16 protein-coding genes and 1 tRNA gene are annotated in these 14037 nt (G+C 49.1%); 7 read left to right on the forward strand and 10 right to left on the reverse strand.

What is annotated here, in order from left to right:
• Nucleotides 1-94: 94 nt before the first annotated feature.
• The 5 genes from dcuA to BZK40_RS08700 all read left to right on the forward strand — a co-directional run bounded on the left by dcuA (nt 95) and on the right by BZK40_RS08700 (nt 4397).
• Nucleotides 95-1396 carry an anaerobic C4-dicarboxylate transporter DcuA gene (gene dcuA / locus BZK40_RS08680; RefSeq protein WP_003830670.1) on the forward strand — a complete coding sequence of 434 codons (1302 nt, stop codon included), beginning with the start codon at nt 95-97 and terminating at the stop codon, nt 1394-1396.
• Between the two features lie 128 nt (nt 1397-1524).
• Complete coding sequence (gene cutA, locus BZK40_RS08685) at nt 1525-1872, forward strand: divalent cation tolerance protein CutA (protein ID WP_003025447.1); 348 nt, start codon at nt 1525-1527, stop codon at nt 1870-1872.
• A complete protein-coding gene (locus BZK40_RS08690) occupies nt 1848-3557 on the forward strand; it encodes a protein-disulfide reductase DsbD (protein WP_079934484.1) in 1710 nt (569 codons plus the stop codon). Before cutA ends, BZK40_RS08690 begins: the two co-directional genes overlap by 25 nt.
• A 36-nt stretch (nt 3558-3593) precedes the next feature.
• Nucleotides 3594-4169, forward strand: coding sequence for a transcriptional regulator (locus BZK40_RS08695; RefSeq protein WP_008785982.1), 576 nt, complete (start codon nt 3594-3596; stop codon nt 4167-4169).
• A gap of 152 nt (nt 4170-4321) precedes the next feature.
• Nucleotides 4322-4397: transfer RNA gene (locus BZK40_RS08700), tRNA-Phe, on the forward strand.
• Nucleotides 4398-4619: 222 nt separating this feature from the next.
• Here BZK40_RS08700 and BZK40_RS08705 read toward each other — a convergent pair.
• Nucleotides 4620-5582 (reverse strand): tyrosine-type recombinase/integrase, encoded by a 963-nt coding sequence (locus tag BZK40_RS08705; RefSeq protein ID WP_079934485.1) that lies wholly within the window; start codon nt 5580-5582, stop codon nt 4620-4622.
• A 10-nt stretch (nt 5583-5592) separates the two neighbouring features.
• On the reverse strand, nt 5593-6984 hold the full coding sequence (locus BZK40_RS08710; RefSeq protein ID WP_079934486.1) for a TraI domain-containing protein: 1392 nt from the start codon (nt 6982-6984) through the stop codon (nt 5593-5595).
• Nucleotides 6985-7185: 201 nt separating this feature from the next.
• On the opposite strand from BZK40_RS08710, the gene BZK40_RS08715 reads away from it, so the two are divergent.
• On the forward strand, nt 7186-7521 hold the full coding sequence (locus BZK40_RS08715; RefSeq protein WP_079934487.1) for a hypothetical protein: 336 nt from the start codon (nt 7186-7188) through the stop codon (nt 7519-7521).
• 49 nt (nt 7522-7570) lie between these two features.
• On the opposite strand, the gene BZK40_RS08720 is transcribed toward BZK40_RS08715, so the two are convergent.
• The 8 genes from BZK40_RS08720 to BZK40_RS08755 form a co-directional block, all read right to left on the reverse strand.
• Nucleotides 7571-8239: an N-6 DNA methylase gene (locus tag BZK40_RS08720; RefSeq protein ID WP_079934488.1), complete on the reverse strand. Its 669-nt coding sequence runs from the start codon at nt 8237-8239 to the stop codon at nt 7571-7573.
• A gap of 93 nt (nt 8240-8332) precedes the next feature.
• Nucleotides 8333-9268: an ArdC family protein gene (locus BZK40_RS08725; RefSeq protein ID WP_079934489.1), complete on the reverse strand. Its 936-nt coding sequence runs from the start codon at nt 9266-9268 to the stop codon at nt 8333-8335.
• A 76-nt stretch (nt 9269-9344) separates the two neighbouring features.
• Nucleotides 9345-9683: a hypothetical protein gene (locus BZK40_RS08730; RefSeq protein ID WP_079934490.1), complete on the reverse strand. Its 339-nt coding sequence runs from the start codon at nt 9681-9683 to the stop codon at nt 9345-9347.
• A gap of 121 nt (nt 9684-9804) precedes the next feature.
• Nucleotides 9805-10203, reverse strand: coding sequence for an antirestriction protein (locus BZK40_RS08735; protein ID WP_079934491.1), 399 nt, complete (start codon nt 10201-10203; stop codon nt 9805-9807).
• Nucleotides 10196-10468 carry a hypothetical protein gene (locus BZK40_RS08740; RefSeq protein ID WP_079934492.1) on the reverse strand — a complete coding sequence of 91 codons (273 nt, stop codon included), beginning with the start codon at nt 10466-10468 and terminating at the stop codon, nt 10196-10198. The genes BZK40_RS08735 and BZK40_RS08740 overlap by 8 nt, the downstream gene beginning before the upstream one ends.
• Nucleotides 10469-10543: 75 nt before the next feature.
• Nucleotides 10544-10738, reverse strand: a complete 195-nt coding sequence (locus tag BZK40_RS08745; RefSeq protein WP_079934493.1) for a DUF7706 family protein — start codon at nt 10736-10738, stop codon at nt 10544-10546.
• Between the two features lie 3 nt (nt 10739-10741).
• Nucleotides 10742-11023, reverse strand: coding sequence for a hypothetical protein (locus tag BZK40_RS08750; RefSeq protein WP_079934494.1), 282 nt, complete (start codon nt 11021-11023; stop codon nt 10742-10744).
• A gap of 313 nt (nt 11024-11336) precedes the next feature.
• Nucleotides 11337-12227, reverse strand: a complete 891-nt coding sequence (locus tag BZK40_RS08755) for an integrase domain-containing protein (RefSeq protein WP_079934495.1) — start codon at nt 12225-12227, stop codon at nt 11337-11339.
• Between the two features lie 1017 nt (nt 12228-13244).
• On the opposite strand from BZK40_RS08755, the gene BZK40_RS08760 reads away from it, so the two are divergent.
• On the forward strand, nt 13245-14037 hold a 793-nt coding region (locus BZK40_RS08760), incomplete at its 3' end, for a hypothetical protein (protein ID WP_079934496.1).

Consider the following 14037-nt stretch of genomic DNA (forward strand, 5'->3'; position numbering starts at 1 on the left):
AAGGCACGTCATGATGACGTGCCTTTTTTCTTACTCGAAGTTACTTAAAAACAACAATTTAATATCAACTTGTTAAACAACAAGGAAGGCTAATATGATAGTTTTAGAACTTATCATCGTTTTGCTGGCAATCTTTTTAGGTGCCAGACTTGGGGGTATCGGTATTGGATTTGCAGGTGGGCTGGGTGTTCTGGTTCTCGCCGCTATCGGCGTAAAACCCGGTAATATCCCGTTCGATGTTATTTCCATCATCATGGCGGTTATCGCTGCCATTTCAGCTATGCAGATTGCAGGTGGTCTGGACTATCTGGTTCATCAAACTGAAAAACTGCTGCGTAAAAACCCGAAATACATCACGATCCTTGCACCTATCGTGACCTATTTCCTGACTATCTTCGCAGGTACCGGCAACATCTCTCTGGCAACGCTGCCAGTTATCGCTGAAGTTGCGAAAGAACAAGGGATCAAACCTTGCCGTCCGCTCTCTACTGCAGTGGTTTCTGCACAGATTGCGATTACGGCTTCTCCAATCTCCGCAGCCGTGGTTTACATGTCTTCCGTAATGGAAGGTCATGGCATCAGCTACATTCACCTGCTGTCCGTGGTCATTCCGTCCACCCTGCTGGCTGTTCTGGTCATGTCCTTCCTGGTAACTGCGCTGTTCAACTCCAAACTGTCTGACGATCCGATTTATCGTAAGCGTCTGGAAGAAGGCCTGGTTGAACTGCGTGGTGAAAGACAAGTTGAAATCAAAGCGGGCGCAAAAACTTCTGTTTGGTTGTTCCTGCTGGGCGTGGTTTGTGTCGTCGTATATGCGATCGTCAACAGCCCAAGCCTCGGTCTGGTCGCTAAACCGCTGATGAACACCACCAACGCAATCTTGATCATCATGCTGAGCATCGCGACGCTGACCACGATCATCTGCCGCGTTGAAACTGACTCCATCCTGAACTCCAGCACTTTCAAAGCCGGTATGAGCGCCTGTATTTGTATCCTGGGTGTTGCATGGCTGGGTGATACCTTCGTATCTCACAACATTGACTGGATCAAAGATACTGCAGGTAGCGTAATTCAGGGTCATCCGTGGCTGCTGGCTGTCATCTTCTTCTTTGCTTCTGCACTGCTGTACTCTCAGGCTGCAACCGCTAAAGCACTGATGCCGATGGCTCTGGCTCTGAACGTTTCCCCACTGACTGCTGTTGCGTCTTTCGCCGCGGTTTCTGGCCTGTTCATTCTGCCAACCTACCCAACTCTGGTTGCGGCAGTTCAGATGGATGACACCGGTACAACTCGCATTGGTAAATTCGTCTTTAACCATCCGTTCTTCATCCCGGGTACTCTGGGTGTGGTTCTGGCTGTCTGCTTCGGCTTCTTGCTGGGCAGCTTCATGCTGTAAGTTTTTCCTGCAGGGTGCCTGGGCGCCCTGCAGTTCCTCCTCCCCACCCCGCTTTAACTAACATCCTTCCCTCGTCCGTTGTATAGTGACCATTCTTTTGCTGGTTACTCTGTTCTTTCGAGGTGTTTATGCTTGATGTAAAGAGTCAGGATATTTCCATCCCCGATACCGTTGTGGTGCTCTGTACCGCCCCGGATGAAGCAACCGCCCAGGATCTCGCCGCCAAAGTGCTGGCGGAAAAGCTGGCTGCTTGCGTGACCCTGCTACCCGGTGCGACCTCCCTCTACTATTGGGAAGGCAAACTGGAACAGGAATATGAAGTCCAGATGATTTTAAAAACCACCGTCACACACCAGCAAGCCCTTCTCGATTGCCTGAAGTCACATCATCCGTATCAAACGCCTGAACTTCTGGTTTTACCCGTCACTCACGGAGACTTTGATTACCGCTCATGGCTCAACGCATCCTTACGCTGATCCTGCTGCTGTGCAGCACATCTACCTTTGCCGGATTATTTGACGCGCCTGGCCGCTCGCAGTTTGTTCCTGCCGATCGGGCGTTTGTTTTTGATTTTCAGCAAAACCAACACGATCTGAACCTCACATGGCAGGTTAAAGATGGCTACTATCTGTATCGCAAACAGATAAGCATTACGCCATCTCAGGCCGATATTGCTGAGGTAAAACTGCCGCCAGGCGTTTGGCATGAAGATGAGTTTTACGGCAAAAGTGAGATTTACCGTAAACAGCTGACTGTCCCGATCACAGTCAATCAGGCTAAGTCTGGCGCAACATTAACGATCACATATCAGGGCTGCGCCGACGCCGGATTTTGCTATCCGCCAGAAACAAAAACGGTGCCATTAAGTGAAGTGTCTGCTGGTTCCGCGGCCGCCTCTGCGCCAGCCTCAACCACTGCAGATCCGCAAGAGAAACCGCAGCCCGCGGCCCAACTCCCCTTCTCCGCGCTGTGGGCATTGCTGATCGGAATTGGTATCGCGTTTACGCCTTGCGTACTGCCGATGTATCCGTTGATTTCCGGTATCGTACTGGGTGGCAAGCAACGCTTATCAACCGGACGGGCACTGCTGCTGACGTTTATCTACGTTCAAGGAATGGCGCTCACCTATACCACGCTGGGTTTGGTTGTTGCAGCCGCCGGTTTGCAGTTCCAGGCTGCGCTTCAGCATCCCTACGTCCTGATTGGCCTTGCCGTCATCTTTACGCTGCTGGCTCTGTCGATGTTTGGCTTGTTCACGCTGCAACTGCCTTCATCACTGCAAACGCGCCTCACGCTAATGAGTAACCGCCAGCAAGGCGGATCTCCCGGCAGCGTCTTTGCGATGGGGGCGATTGCTGGCCTCATCTGTTCTCCTTGCACAACGGCCCCGCTAAGCGCGATTTTGCTGTATATCGCTCAGAGCGGGAACATGTGGCTGGGAGGTGGCACACTGTATCTGTATGCGTTGGGGATGGGATTACCCCTGATGCTGATTACCGTATTTGGCAACCGCTTGCTGCCTAAAAGTGGCCCATGGATGGAACATGTCAAAACCGCTTTTGGCTTTGTCATTCTGGCGCTTCCCGTCTTCTTACTCGAACGTATCGTTGGCGACGAGTGGGGCGTTCGCTTATGGTCACTGCTAAGCGTCGCGTTCTTTGGCTGGGCGTTCATCACCAGCCTACAGGCAAAGCACGCCTGGATGCGTATCGTGCAGATTGTCCTGTTAGCCGCAGCACTGGTAAGCGTGCGTCCATTGCAAGACTGGGCGTTCGGCGCGCCACATGCTCAAACCCAGGCACATCTTAACTTCACGCCGGTGGCATCGGTAGATGCGTTAAATCAAGCACTGGCGCAAGCTAAAGGCAGGCCAGTCATGCTGGATCTGTATGCCGACTGGTGTGTAGCCTGTAAGGAATTTGAAAAGTACACGTTCAGTAATCCGCAAGTTCAGCAAGCGCTAGGCAACACGGTGCTATTGCAGGCGGATGTGACAGCAAACAATACCCAGGATGTCGCTCTCCTGAAACATCTACAGGTTTTAGGTTTGCCGACTATCTTGTTCTTTGATGCCGAGGGGAAAGAGCACCCGGAAGCTCGGGTTACGGGCTTTATGGATGCCGCGACCTTCAGCGCACATTTGCGCGATCGTCAACCGTGAGCGACACTTGCAACAGGAAATACGGAGGAGAATACCGTGCAACGTGAAGATGTCCTGGGAGAAGCCCTGAAATTACTTGAGGTGCAAGGGATAGCCAATACCACGCTGGAAATGGTGGCCGAACGCATCGATTATCCTCTGGATGAACTGCAGCGCTTTTGGCCCGATAAAGAGGCCATTCTGTACGATGCGCTACGTTACCTCAGCCAGCGGGTGGATATCTGGCGGCGTCAGCTTTTACTGGATGACACGCTGAGCGCTGAGCAGAAATTACTGGCGCGCTACACTGCGCTGTCCGAATGCGTGAGCAATAATCGCTATCCCGGCTGTCTGTTCATCGCCGCCTGTACGTTTTACCCCGATCCCGGGCATCCGATCCATCAGTTAGCCGATCAGCAAAAAAAGGCGGCACATGACTTCACCCATGAGCTGCTGACGACGCTGGAAGTTGACGACCCGGCAATGGTCGCCAAACAGATGGAACTGGTGCTGGAAGGCTGCCTGAGCCGCATGCTGGTTAATCGTAGCCATGCAGATGTCGAAACGGCACACCGCCTGGCTGAAGATATCCTGCGCTTTGCCCAGTGTCGAATGGGCGGTGCGCTGACCTAAGCGAGCATTATCTGTTTTCGTCGCCTCTGTCGGAAAGATTTGTGCAAACTTCAGGCATAACCATGCAGATTGCCGCAATATTAAGCGGTTGAACAATGTTTCCAGAAATTTGATTGACTGACAGACGTGAATACGGTTTAATGCGCCCCGTTGCCCGGATAGCTCAGTCGGTAGAGCAGGGGATTGAAAATCCCCGTGTCCTTGGTTCGATTCCGAGTCCGGGCACCACTATTCAAAGCCGGTTGGTCAGATTTGCATGACGCAATCTTGACGGACAAGAAGGCGAGCCAGTAAAAACACGATGTAACGCTGTTACTTGTTGTTGAAAGAAAGGCTCTTGAGAAACAGACTTGTTCGAGCAAGTCTGTTTTTTCACGTCTGATATTTGCAAGAAATCTTTTCAATGTCAAATAATGTAAGTATTTGACGCCATTCCTGAAGCCTTCCTCACTACATCAATTCGGTTTCGAGTATATCCCGCAGGCTATCAACACTTTCATCAATGTATTCAAGCGTCGATGTAATGCTGACATGACCCAGCAGTTTCTTCACCGCGTACAAATTACGCTCAGGTGATTTCATCATGTGTGTTGCCACCGTATGTCGGAACCGATGCGGTGTGATTGTAAACTTACATTCCCGGGATAAACGCCGGAAGAACGCTCTCAGCGGGTACTCGTTCATCACCTTCGGGTACTTACTTTTTCTCATCAGGTCGAACCAACCCACATTGAACACCTGATCACCCGACTCCATCCCTGCCTCACCGGCTTTTCTCACCAGTTCCTCCAGCGAAGGATACAACGACGAAACAATCGGAACCCGATGCTCGCGATGGTTTTTCGCCCCCTCGATATTCAGATCAATCCACTTCTCCTCAAGATTGATGTCACCCAGCCGGATATGCAGAAGCTGGTTTTGCCGTATCGCGGTATAACGAAAAACATTTACCACCGTCAGCCAGAACCACGCCGGGAGTAGCGCATTTCTGCGACCATTGAACATGCTGCTGTTCCCCTTCCCTGTCTCTGCGTCCAGATGTTGTTCCATCAGTCGGTACATCGCGTCCATTTGCGTCTGTGTCAGCGTCTTCTTCTTTTTCGTGCCCGGGCGAACAACCGCGCCATTGAAGGGATTTTCAGTCTGCGGCAAAAGCCCCTGCTTGATGCCAAAATTAAACAACGCCCTCATGTGGGCAACTTTGTTATTCCACGTTCGGGTCGCGCAGTTCTGGTCATTCAGCACTGTATGACGCCATTTCAGCACCGTCAGGTGATCGATCTTAGTCGGGTTAAACGATGTAAACCCTTCAAATGAACGAACCACTTTCTGGTAGCTCCACTCCGTCGCCGGTCGTAATGATTTGCTGTAAAAATACTGTTCAGTAAGAAGCCCAAAGGTACACGAATTCATTAGAATATCCTTATATAACAATCAATAACGGGTTATCCCCTGGATTGTTATCGCTGTCATAGACCTTACTGGCAAGTACCAGGTAGCCACTCAGTTTCTGAAAGCGCCCTTCCCGTTGCTCGTTTTGGTACAGCTGGCAGGTATACATCGTGCCATTGTCCTGCCGATGATGCCCCAGTCTCTCAAATGCTTTCTGAAGCCGGGCCTTATCCTCTCCCGGCGCATTCGTCTCTGTCAGATACTGGTGAAAAATCCCCGGCGCACGCAGAAACACGTAACCGGCGACCAGATGAATCCGCCCGTCAGATTTGTTCGGAATCAGACTACCGGAACGACATCCCTTGACCAGCCATTGCCAGAATGCCTCTCCGGGTTCATTCGACTCGGCGGATGGTGTGATTTCTCCGGTTTCTGCTGCATCAGCGGTGGCGAAGCCCATCATTACCAGCAACGCATCAGTATCGTCCCGCTCCTCCTGCACATCCGGTAATACCAGGCCCGCATCCATTGCGGGAACAGGTTCCGCTGCCGGAAGGGTTTCCGCTTCGGAATACGATGCCATCAGCGCTGGCACATCATCAGCTAATCCGGACAACAACGCGTCCCCCTGCAATGGTTCCGCCTGAACCGAAACTATTGCCACCGGTGCAACCAGTGTCTCACTTTCCGGCGCTCCGGCAGTGAGGCGTATAGCCTCAGACACAATGGCATTGACTACGCCCGACTGCGCCCGAAAACCGGTCAGGTATGTTGAAAGGTTCCTGATGGCTTCCGGCCAGCTACTCAACCAGTTAATCGCTTCAGGAGGAATAATCTTCCATGCCAGCATTGCGCCAAAACTTTGCAACCGTTCCGGAGACTGTTCCGGCGCAAAACAAAAGCGATAAGGTTCTGGAGGTACATCCAGCAGAGGAAACCAGCATTTACCGTTCTCCAGCTCGACGTGGAGGTGACAAAGATATTCAAGCGAAGGCAGCATTGCCGCATAAACCACCACCGCATTCCAGACCGCGTTTTGCGCCGCCTGTTCTTCAGGCGGAGCGCCAACCGGCAACATGTAGCTTTTCGACAATCGTGCTGCATACGACACCGTTTCCAGCATATAGTCAGCCATCCCTCCGGGACGGGCATACGGCCCACTTTCCGTAAGAGGAAACTGCTGCATCAGCGTCACACAATGCTCCAGCGGAGCAAGGTAATACTGTCGATACATGTCTTTTGGCAGAGACGAATAATCCCAGAGTGATTGCAGCCATTGCTGGCGGCGGGTTGTCGCCAGCAGTTCGCTGGCTGTCATGGGGCGGAAGTATCCAGGAGGCAAAGAGGGTTTTGTCGCCTCAACGTCCGGGAGAGCATCCGGGCGTGAACGTCCCGGACGGAGAAAAGATTTCAGATTCAACATAGTGGAAACCTGTCATAAGACAAAATTGCTACGTTAAATCTCTCTGATAATCAGGCAATCAATAATTATTTATCCAGAACAATAAGTACCTCCCATGAAGAGGATGCCTATAGTGTAGGTCATCTGACATATAGTCCATATCGTTCCAGGTTCGATATGATCAGATACTCCCTGAATAAAAAATCCACTTAGAGGATGAGAATGGAAACCACCAATTTTACAGCAAGCGTCCAATATGATGACTGGAAGGGATCTGTCGCAGCCGATAACGCTGACCTGACAGACTTCCATCGTTACCTGGAAAATAGTGGTCAGCTGACACAAGACGAAATGCTTCATGCTATTGAATTCTACTCAGGCATTCATTGCGTCTTAATTCATGCCTACGTAGGCAGTAACATAAAAAATCTTAAAAAAATCGACATTGAGATGAGCAGAGACGAATTTTTCAGTACCTTCAAACGATTCAAGATTACCTTGTCACAACATGGTGAATTTGAAGGTAAAGATCTCTCTTTCGAGAGAGTCAGATCTTAAAAAACACCTGGATATTCCCACAGAAGTATCCAGGTATAAATAATTATTGTTAACTGTCCTGTAAACGGTTCTGCCAGCCATTCAGATAGTACGCTGCGGTTCTCAACGCTCGCGTATGCTGAAGCGTCAGCGAATTACCGGTTATCACTTCTGCCGGTATCCCCAGCAGAGTTAACTGGATAAAGCACATCGCAGCGGCGACAGGATCGACATCCACGCAAACCACGAAGAACTGCCGCTGAAGATGGTATCCCGCAGCAGCAAACTCTTCTGCCAGTGCAATAACCATCCCACCGGCCCCACAAGCTGGCTCACTGACCGTAATGAACGGTTTTCCCACCATCACTTTATCAATGCCGGTGAATGTCATCTTTGCCATCATCCGGGAAACGTCGTACGGCGTGAAAAACTGTCCCCGTTGCGACTCTCCCAGTTCCATCATCATAAATACCCGGCCAAGAAAATCCCCCGGGGTGATCGACAACCCAAGTACCAGTATTCCCAGTAATTGCGACAATCGCTCAACATCTTCACGCTGATAACGTTTCACAATCGACAGGTACTCATTTTCCAGTTCAGGAGAATGAACAATACCGTTGTGCAATGCACATACAGCCATTTGCACAAAATCCCGAAAGACTTCATAACGACGGTGATAACGCGCAGTCTGGTTAAACAAAGAGATAAATTCCGCAATATGCGAATTGTGGTTTTCCATAAGGATGTTTCCGTAAATAAAGGGAAACATCCCTCAGGGGAATGTTTCCCCTGAGAGGTGACGGGTTGATTAAATCAACGTTGGTAAAGCGGGTTACGCTGCCAGCGCCTGTTCACGCAACACCAAATATTCAAACGCTTCGCGGGCAAAGCGAGCGGCACGAAATACAGCGCGGTTGTCTTCCTTCAGCGTTTGCAGCCACGAGGCAATATAGCTCTCATGTTGCAGGTCGCCATGAATGCCAAGTTCAGCACACAGAAATGCCGATCCCATCTCCGCGATGAGCTCTTCAAATCCATAAATTGGATCGCCAAACTTCTGCGAGGTAGAAACAATGCCTTCACGTGCCAGCCGTGAAGTATGACCGGTGGAATGCACCAGTTCATGCAACAGCGTACTGTAGTAGTCTTCCGCCGAATCAAACTGAGCGGCTTCCGGCATCATAATGTGGTCAACACCCGGGCGGTAATACGCACGATCCTGATGGAGGTGTATCACAGACACGCCGCTACAGGCTGCGATCTGTTCTGCCCGGGCGATACGTTCCACGTCGGGCAAAACCGGTATTTCCGGGTAAAGGTTGTCGGGCAGGTTTTCACACTGCTCAACGTTGAAGAGGTGGAAGCTGGTCATAAAACAGCGATCCCGCATAACCACCTCACCATTCTCATCAAACACCGGCTGACCGCTGTCATCCGTAGCCTCTTTCTGGAACGGTTTAAACAGCGTCACCAGCGTCGATTTTTCACCTTTCCGGACATTACCACCGGCATCCAGCGCCTGTTTGAACGTCAGCCAGCGATTGGAATGAAATCTCTTATCGGCGGCATCGATCCATAACAGCATCACGTTAATACCGCTGTAGTTCCGACCAGTGATGGCATTAGCAGGCAAACCCTCTTTTCCGGTTTGCCATGCTTTACGCCAGGGTGTCGTCCCGTTCTCCAGCGCCGTAATAATCTTATCAGTAACTGTCTGGAACAAATCCTGCCGTGGGGCTGATTTGCGGTTGGTAGTTTTCTTCGTCATATGCCATTCCCGTCAATAAAAAAACGGGGATGGCTCCCGAACGGGGAACAATCCCCGTTCGGGTTAAAGTAAAAAGTCAGTCCATCGCAGCCATAGCTATCGATTCATCCAGGCCAATCTTGAAAAAATGATCCCAAGTTCCCGGACATACTGTTCTGGCAAACTCCATAACCTCATCGAAAAGAGCTTTACATGAAGGGTGCGCATAACGCGGCAAATCGCCAGCACATCCCCGTGCAAAAGTTCGGGCCAGACTGGCAATCGTCCACTGATTATCCGTGAAGTTATCCTCATCCGGTTGTGTTCCGATATCCAGACGTTCGAATGCGGCCACAACCAATAAATCACCTTCAAGTTTTGCCAGCTCGCATAAATCTTCAACAGAAAATACGCTATTTGTCTGGTCTGTCATCATGGTCAGTTCCTCAGTAATTAAAAAGGAACCGTCCTCCCCACCGGGAAACGAGTTCCCTGTAGGGGCGATATGGATTGATGTAACCAGGCAGAAAAATCCCTGCACGGGCTAAAGTAGAACATCAGTCTATCGCGGCCATAATTTCGACCGATTCAGAGTGATCCAACGCGTAATCGCGCAAAGCGTGGTAAAGCAGGATATCGCTGTCCTCTTCCGTCGTATTGGCGATCTGCCCGAGGGCAAATAAAGACAGCGTGATGCCAAAAGCCTCTGCCGTCATGGTGCCTTCATAGCCATTCCCGGCCACGCTGACGCCATAAGTCAGACGGGAGTTTGGGACAAGATAGAATCCGTTGTTTGACAACGTCCGACCTTCCCACCGGCTGGTTTCTTCATAATCATCACCCAAACGCTTAGCCCACGCTAAAAACGGAGCCACGCGACGTGGAGTATGCAGATATTTCAGAAGAACCAGACCAAAGGGAACGGGCTGCATGTCAATCATCGTTACGTTAACCATGACATACCTCCCCGGAAGCCAGCACACTGTTAACGCGTTCCTGTAAACGCTTCCTGGCAGAAAGAAAATTTCGCCGGTCACGTTCGGTTGCACGCTTGCAGTTGATATCCGCTGTGATTTCCAGTGCCATAATGGACTGACTACGCCAGGAAGCTCGTTCATCATTCCCCACGCAGGCACTGTAATGAACAATCGCCTGACGGAATAATCGCTCAGTCGTATTGCGATAATCCGCAACCGGAAGATAAGTGTATTTCGATGTCATATTGATATCCCTGTGAATAAAAGCAGGGATTGCTCCCTGACGGGAAATCAATCCCCGCAAGGGTCAAGCTAAGGTTTAAGCGAGACAGCCGTACTGGTGCCTGAAGCCATGTTCCGTCAACGTTCTTTCTAATTTCTGGACCGCATCAAGCATTTCATCGCATTCGCTGTTAGTCATGACAAAATCACGCATCGTGTTCCATGTCAGACTTTGAGCCAGATGCGACAATGCCAGCGCTTCGTCATCAGTCAGTTCAAGCTGAATTTTCATCTCTCATTCTCCCAGAGTTACAACCAGTGCATCGTCAACATATCTGGCGACAAAGTTTTGCGTCCGTTCGGCAGTTTCACCTCCCAGACGGACAAACAACGTCAGCGAAAATGTCACCTGCTGAATGTCAGGATCTGAGCGATGGTTCCAGGCATCCTGCGCAGCTTTAATCAGCGCAAATTGCCGACGTTCCCACTGGGAAAAATCAAACACTTCAATAGCGTGTTCCCAGGCCGGGAGCGTGATAGAAACAGGCGTAAATGCCAGAGATAAGCGATTCGTCATCGGTGTATTCCTTACGTAAAAAAGGGAACACCGATCCCCTGCGGGAAGCGTATTCCCTTAGGGTGAGTAACAACATTGATAGCGGAAAATCCGCTGTGGTGAGAAGTGTACCTTCATCGCGAAAGCGACCGCTGTTTTCAAAGGCTAAACAACGTTACCGCCCGAAGGCATCGCCTCTCAGGTCATGACGATTTTGGCTGGTAATCACCCGAAGGCGTCCCTCTCTGATTACCGGGACATTGGCTGTTGTCGAAGACAACGAGTTAGCGTTTAAATGCTATCGCTTATATTCCGCAGAGGCAAGCGGGTTTAATTATTCCTCGATATCTGGTTTATTATAAACACGTTCAATATAACGCCCCCGACCATCACCGTGCCCCAGATCCATAGACACCATGGCTTTCGCCTCATCGTCACTCATCCCCTTGCTTTTATGATATTCCATCGCTTCACCAGCCCAGGCATATCGCAGACTATGAGGCGCATATTTTCCTACTAATCCCGCATCTCTGACAATATTTCGATAGCGGTCAATCGCTGATTTCAGATCCGGTTTATCAACCAGCTTACCATTATTTTCAGAAGCAACTTTCAGCGCATAATTGACAGCACTTAGCATTTTATCGCGATCGATAATCGTCGTATCTCTTGGCCGTCCTCCCTTTGTGCCAAATACGATCCTGACACGATCATCACCACACGATAATGCACGTTGCCAGGTTTTTAATGATTTAACAGATTGCACTGCTTCTTCTGTCCTCAAACCAAAATAACGAGCAACCTGCATTGCAGCGGCTACGCCAACGTCTTGCCTCTCTGAATAAGCGAACGCTGCGAGATAGCGTTCGCTACTTATTGCGACTTTAGTACCGTCACGACTGGCATCGGCTAATCCGAGAGCTGAATTACTTAATTTCTCATGACCAGGATCAGCAAGTTTTGTCCGACCAGCAACAGTCAGCATATTTCTGATTGCTGCCATCTCATTCTGCATCGTTCTTTTAGATATCCCTTCGGCCTGGCGACTCCTGATATACAGCTCAATATGATTAGTTTTTATATGCTTCACATCCCGGATCTGAATATTTAATTTGGCTATTCTCTCCGATACACGGGAGGCGATCTTTGAACGATCCGCGATAGTCTTGAACCCACCACCTCCCTGCCTTGCCAACGTAACCAGCTGCTTACTTAATTTCGACATACCTGTCCTCCTTCACAAAGAAATACAGATCAAGCTCTTCTTCCGAAAATAAGAAAACAAGCGCGATCTATATTCCGAGTCTTCACACAGAACATGAGTGATACATCTGGCCCCGACGGCACGGTTAGGTTTTGCGCTTCCTGCGTCTCGACGGGTATCTGTGCATCGGGGTGACAACATGTTGAGTTTTTACGAGGTTCCCCAGCTCGCAGAGCTGTTCGCGGCGTATGCCGTCCTGACGTCAGTCAGACTACCTCCATACGTCAGCTTTCACTGACATTGCCATCGATACCGAGTCGAATTTTCTCCTGAAGTTGATACGCCTGATCTCATGGTTTCTCCGTGAATGGATACGTTCCGTGATAAGACGTTATGGTTAAAAAGTGTGCTTAAAGATGCTATTTCCCCAGTCTGAACACCGTGGCTACGTGTGCGTCAGACTGTACAGAGTGCTGAAAGACCGCATTCCGCCTGCTAAGACGGTGCCCTTTCGCGCAGCGTCACTTGGTATCGCTAACCGCTCTTACACAAGTGACGCTGCACATATCCCGCCGCCAAATGCTGCTCTTGCAGATGCCAAATGTTCCAATTGGCATAGCAACGAGCCGCAAATGTTGCCGGGATAAGCTGGACGTAAGTCCAAAGGAAAACAGCTTTAAGGATGTCGGGCAGACATTGTTGCCCTGCGTTGAAGTGTACCTTTATCGCGTTTGCGATCACCGTTCTCAAAGGTTAAACGGTGTTATCGCCCGAAGGCATCGTCTCTCAGATTGCGACGATTTTGGCTGCGGCCACCCGAAGGCATCAGTCTCAGGCCACGCTTCTTTCCCTATGATATTGGCTTGCGATCACCCGAAGGCGCTTCTCTCAAATCGCTGGCGCAGTTCCGATTGCGCTGAAGCATTGGCTGTTGTCGGAGACAACGGTGTAACATGCGCAGACTATAGCTAATGAAATGAAACATCAAGGGGAGTTAGAATTATTCCCTATTGTTTTATTCTGAACATTGAGAATGTAATGACTGTGTTAAAAAAACTACTACCATTGGATGAATTAAACAACTTGGCTTCTGGACTAAATATATTCAATGATGTAGAAACCATTCATCAGACAATAAACACCATCAGAAAAAACACAGCTATAATGATGTATGATTATACTGTAGATACTCCATTATGGAGAGCAAGGATATGCAATAATAAACACGATGGATTCAATAACATTAGTGATGTAATTTATCCTCGTGAAGAGTATGTAGTAAAAGCAGGCAGGCTGAACAATATAAATGAATCAATTTTTTATTTATCCACAGGGCATCATGCCGCTTTGTCAGAGGTTCATGCAAATGTGGGAGACTACATACAGCTTACAGGATTCAAATTTAAGGAGAATAGGTTTATAAATTGTTGCTCGATTGGTGAAATATCAAAATTTTTTAGATGGGGTGACTCAAAATTCGAAGATATAATTCGTAATGTAGTGGAGGAAACAGACCCAGCATCTTTAGATAGTTTAATTTTTTCAGATACCTTCCTGGCTTCATTACTATCCGATTCAAACGCAGTAAAAAACAATTATATTTATACAAGAACACTATCCCAGTTAATATTCAAAAACAATAACATTAATGCAATCTCTTACCCTGGAGTTGAGTCAAAAGAACAAAAAAACTTTGCAATTAAACCAACAGCGGCCGATGAAACGTTCGATATTGCTCGGACAACAGTAATTAATATCACACATAAATACCTATGTGGAATGTATAAGTTCGACATAATAAAAGAAGCAAAAACTATTGATTATAACAATG

The organism is Citrobacter portucalensis, from assembly GCF_002042885.1.
In the GTDB taxonomy this organism is placed as follows: Bacteria; Pseudomonadota; Gammaproteobacteria; order Enterobacterales; family Enterobacteriaceae; genus Citrobacter; species Citrobacter portucalensis.

Coding starts and splice junctions, on each gene's coding strand:
- BZK40_RS08750 (WP_079934494.1), bottom strand. CDS start 11,023: ATGACGAATCGCTTATCTCTGGCATTTACGCCTGTTTCTATCACGCTC.
- BZK40_RS08725 (WP_079934489.1), bottom strand. CDS start 9,268: ATGACGAAGAAAACTACCAACCGCAAATCAGCCCCACGGCAGGATTTG.
- BZK40_RS08710 (WP_079934486.1), bottom strand. CDS start 6,984: ATGTTGAATCTGAAATCTTTTCTCCGTCCGGGACGTTCACGCCCGGAT.
- BZK40_RS08715 (WP_079934487.1), top strand. CDS start 7,186: ATGGAAACCACCAATTTTACAGCAAGCGTCCAATATGATGACTGGAAG.
- BZK40_RS08720 (WP_079934488.1), bottom strand. CDS start 8,239: ATGGAAAACCACAATTCGCATATTGCGGAATTTATCTCTTTGTTTAAC.
- BZK40_RS08735 (WP_079934491.1), bottom strand. CDS start 10,203: ATGGTTAACGTAACGATGATTGACATGCAGCCCGTTCCCTTTGGTCTG.
- BZK40_RS08705 (WP_079934485.1), bottom strand. CDS start 5,582: ATGAATTCGTGTACCTTTGGGCTTCTTACTGAACAGTATTTTTACAGC.
- BZK40_RS08745 (WP_079934493.1), bottom strand. CDS start 10,738: ATGAAAATTCAGCTTGAACTGACTGATGACGAAGCGCTGGCATTGTCG.
- BZK40_RS08755 (WP_079934495.1), bottom strand. CDS start 12,227: ATGTCGAAATTAAGTAAGCAGCTGGTTACGTTGGCAAGGCAGGGAGGT.
- dcuA (WP_003830670.1), top strand. CDS start 95: ATGATAGTTTTAGAACTTATCATCGTTTTGCTGGCAATCTTTTTAGGT.
- cutA (WP_003025447.1), top strand. CDS start 1,525: ATGCTTGATGTAAAGAGTCAGGATATTTCCATCCCCGATACCGTTGTG.
- BZK40_RS08690 (WP_079934484.1), top strand. CDS start 1,848: ATGGCTCAACGCATCCTTACGCTGATCCTGCTGCTGTGCAGCACATCT.
- BZK40_RS08740 (WP_079934492.1), bottom strand. CDS start 10,468: ATGACATCGAAATACACTTATCTTCCGGTTGCGGATTATCGCAATACG.
- BZK40_RS08730 (WP_079934490.1), bottom strand. CDS start 9,683: ATGATGACAGACCAGACAAATAGCGTATTTTCTGTTGAAGATTTATGC.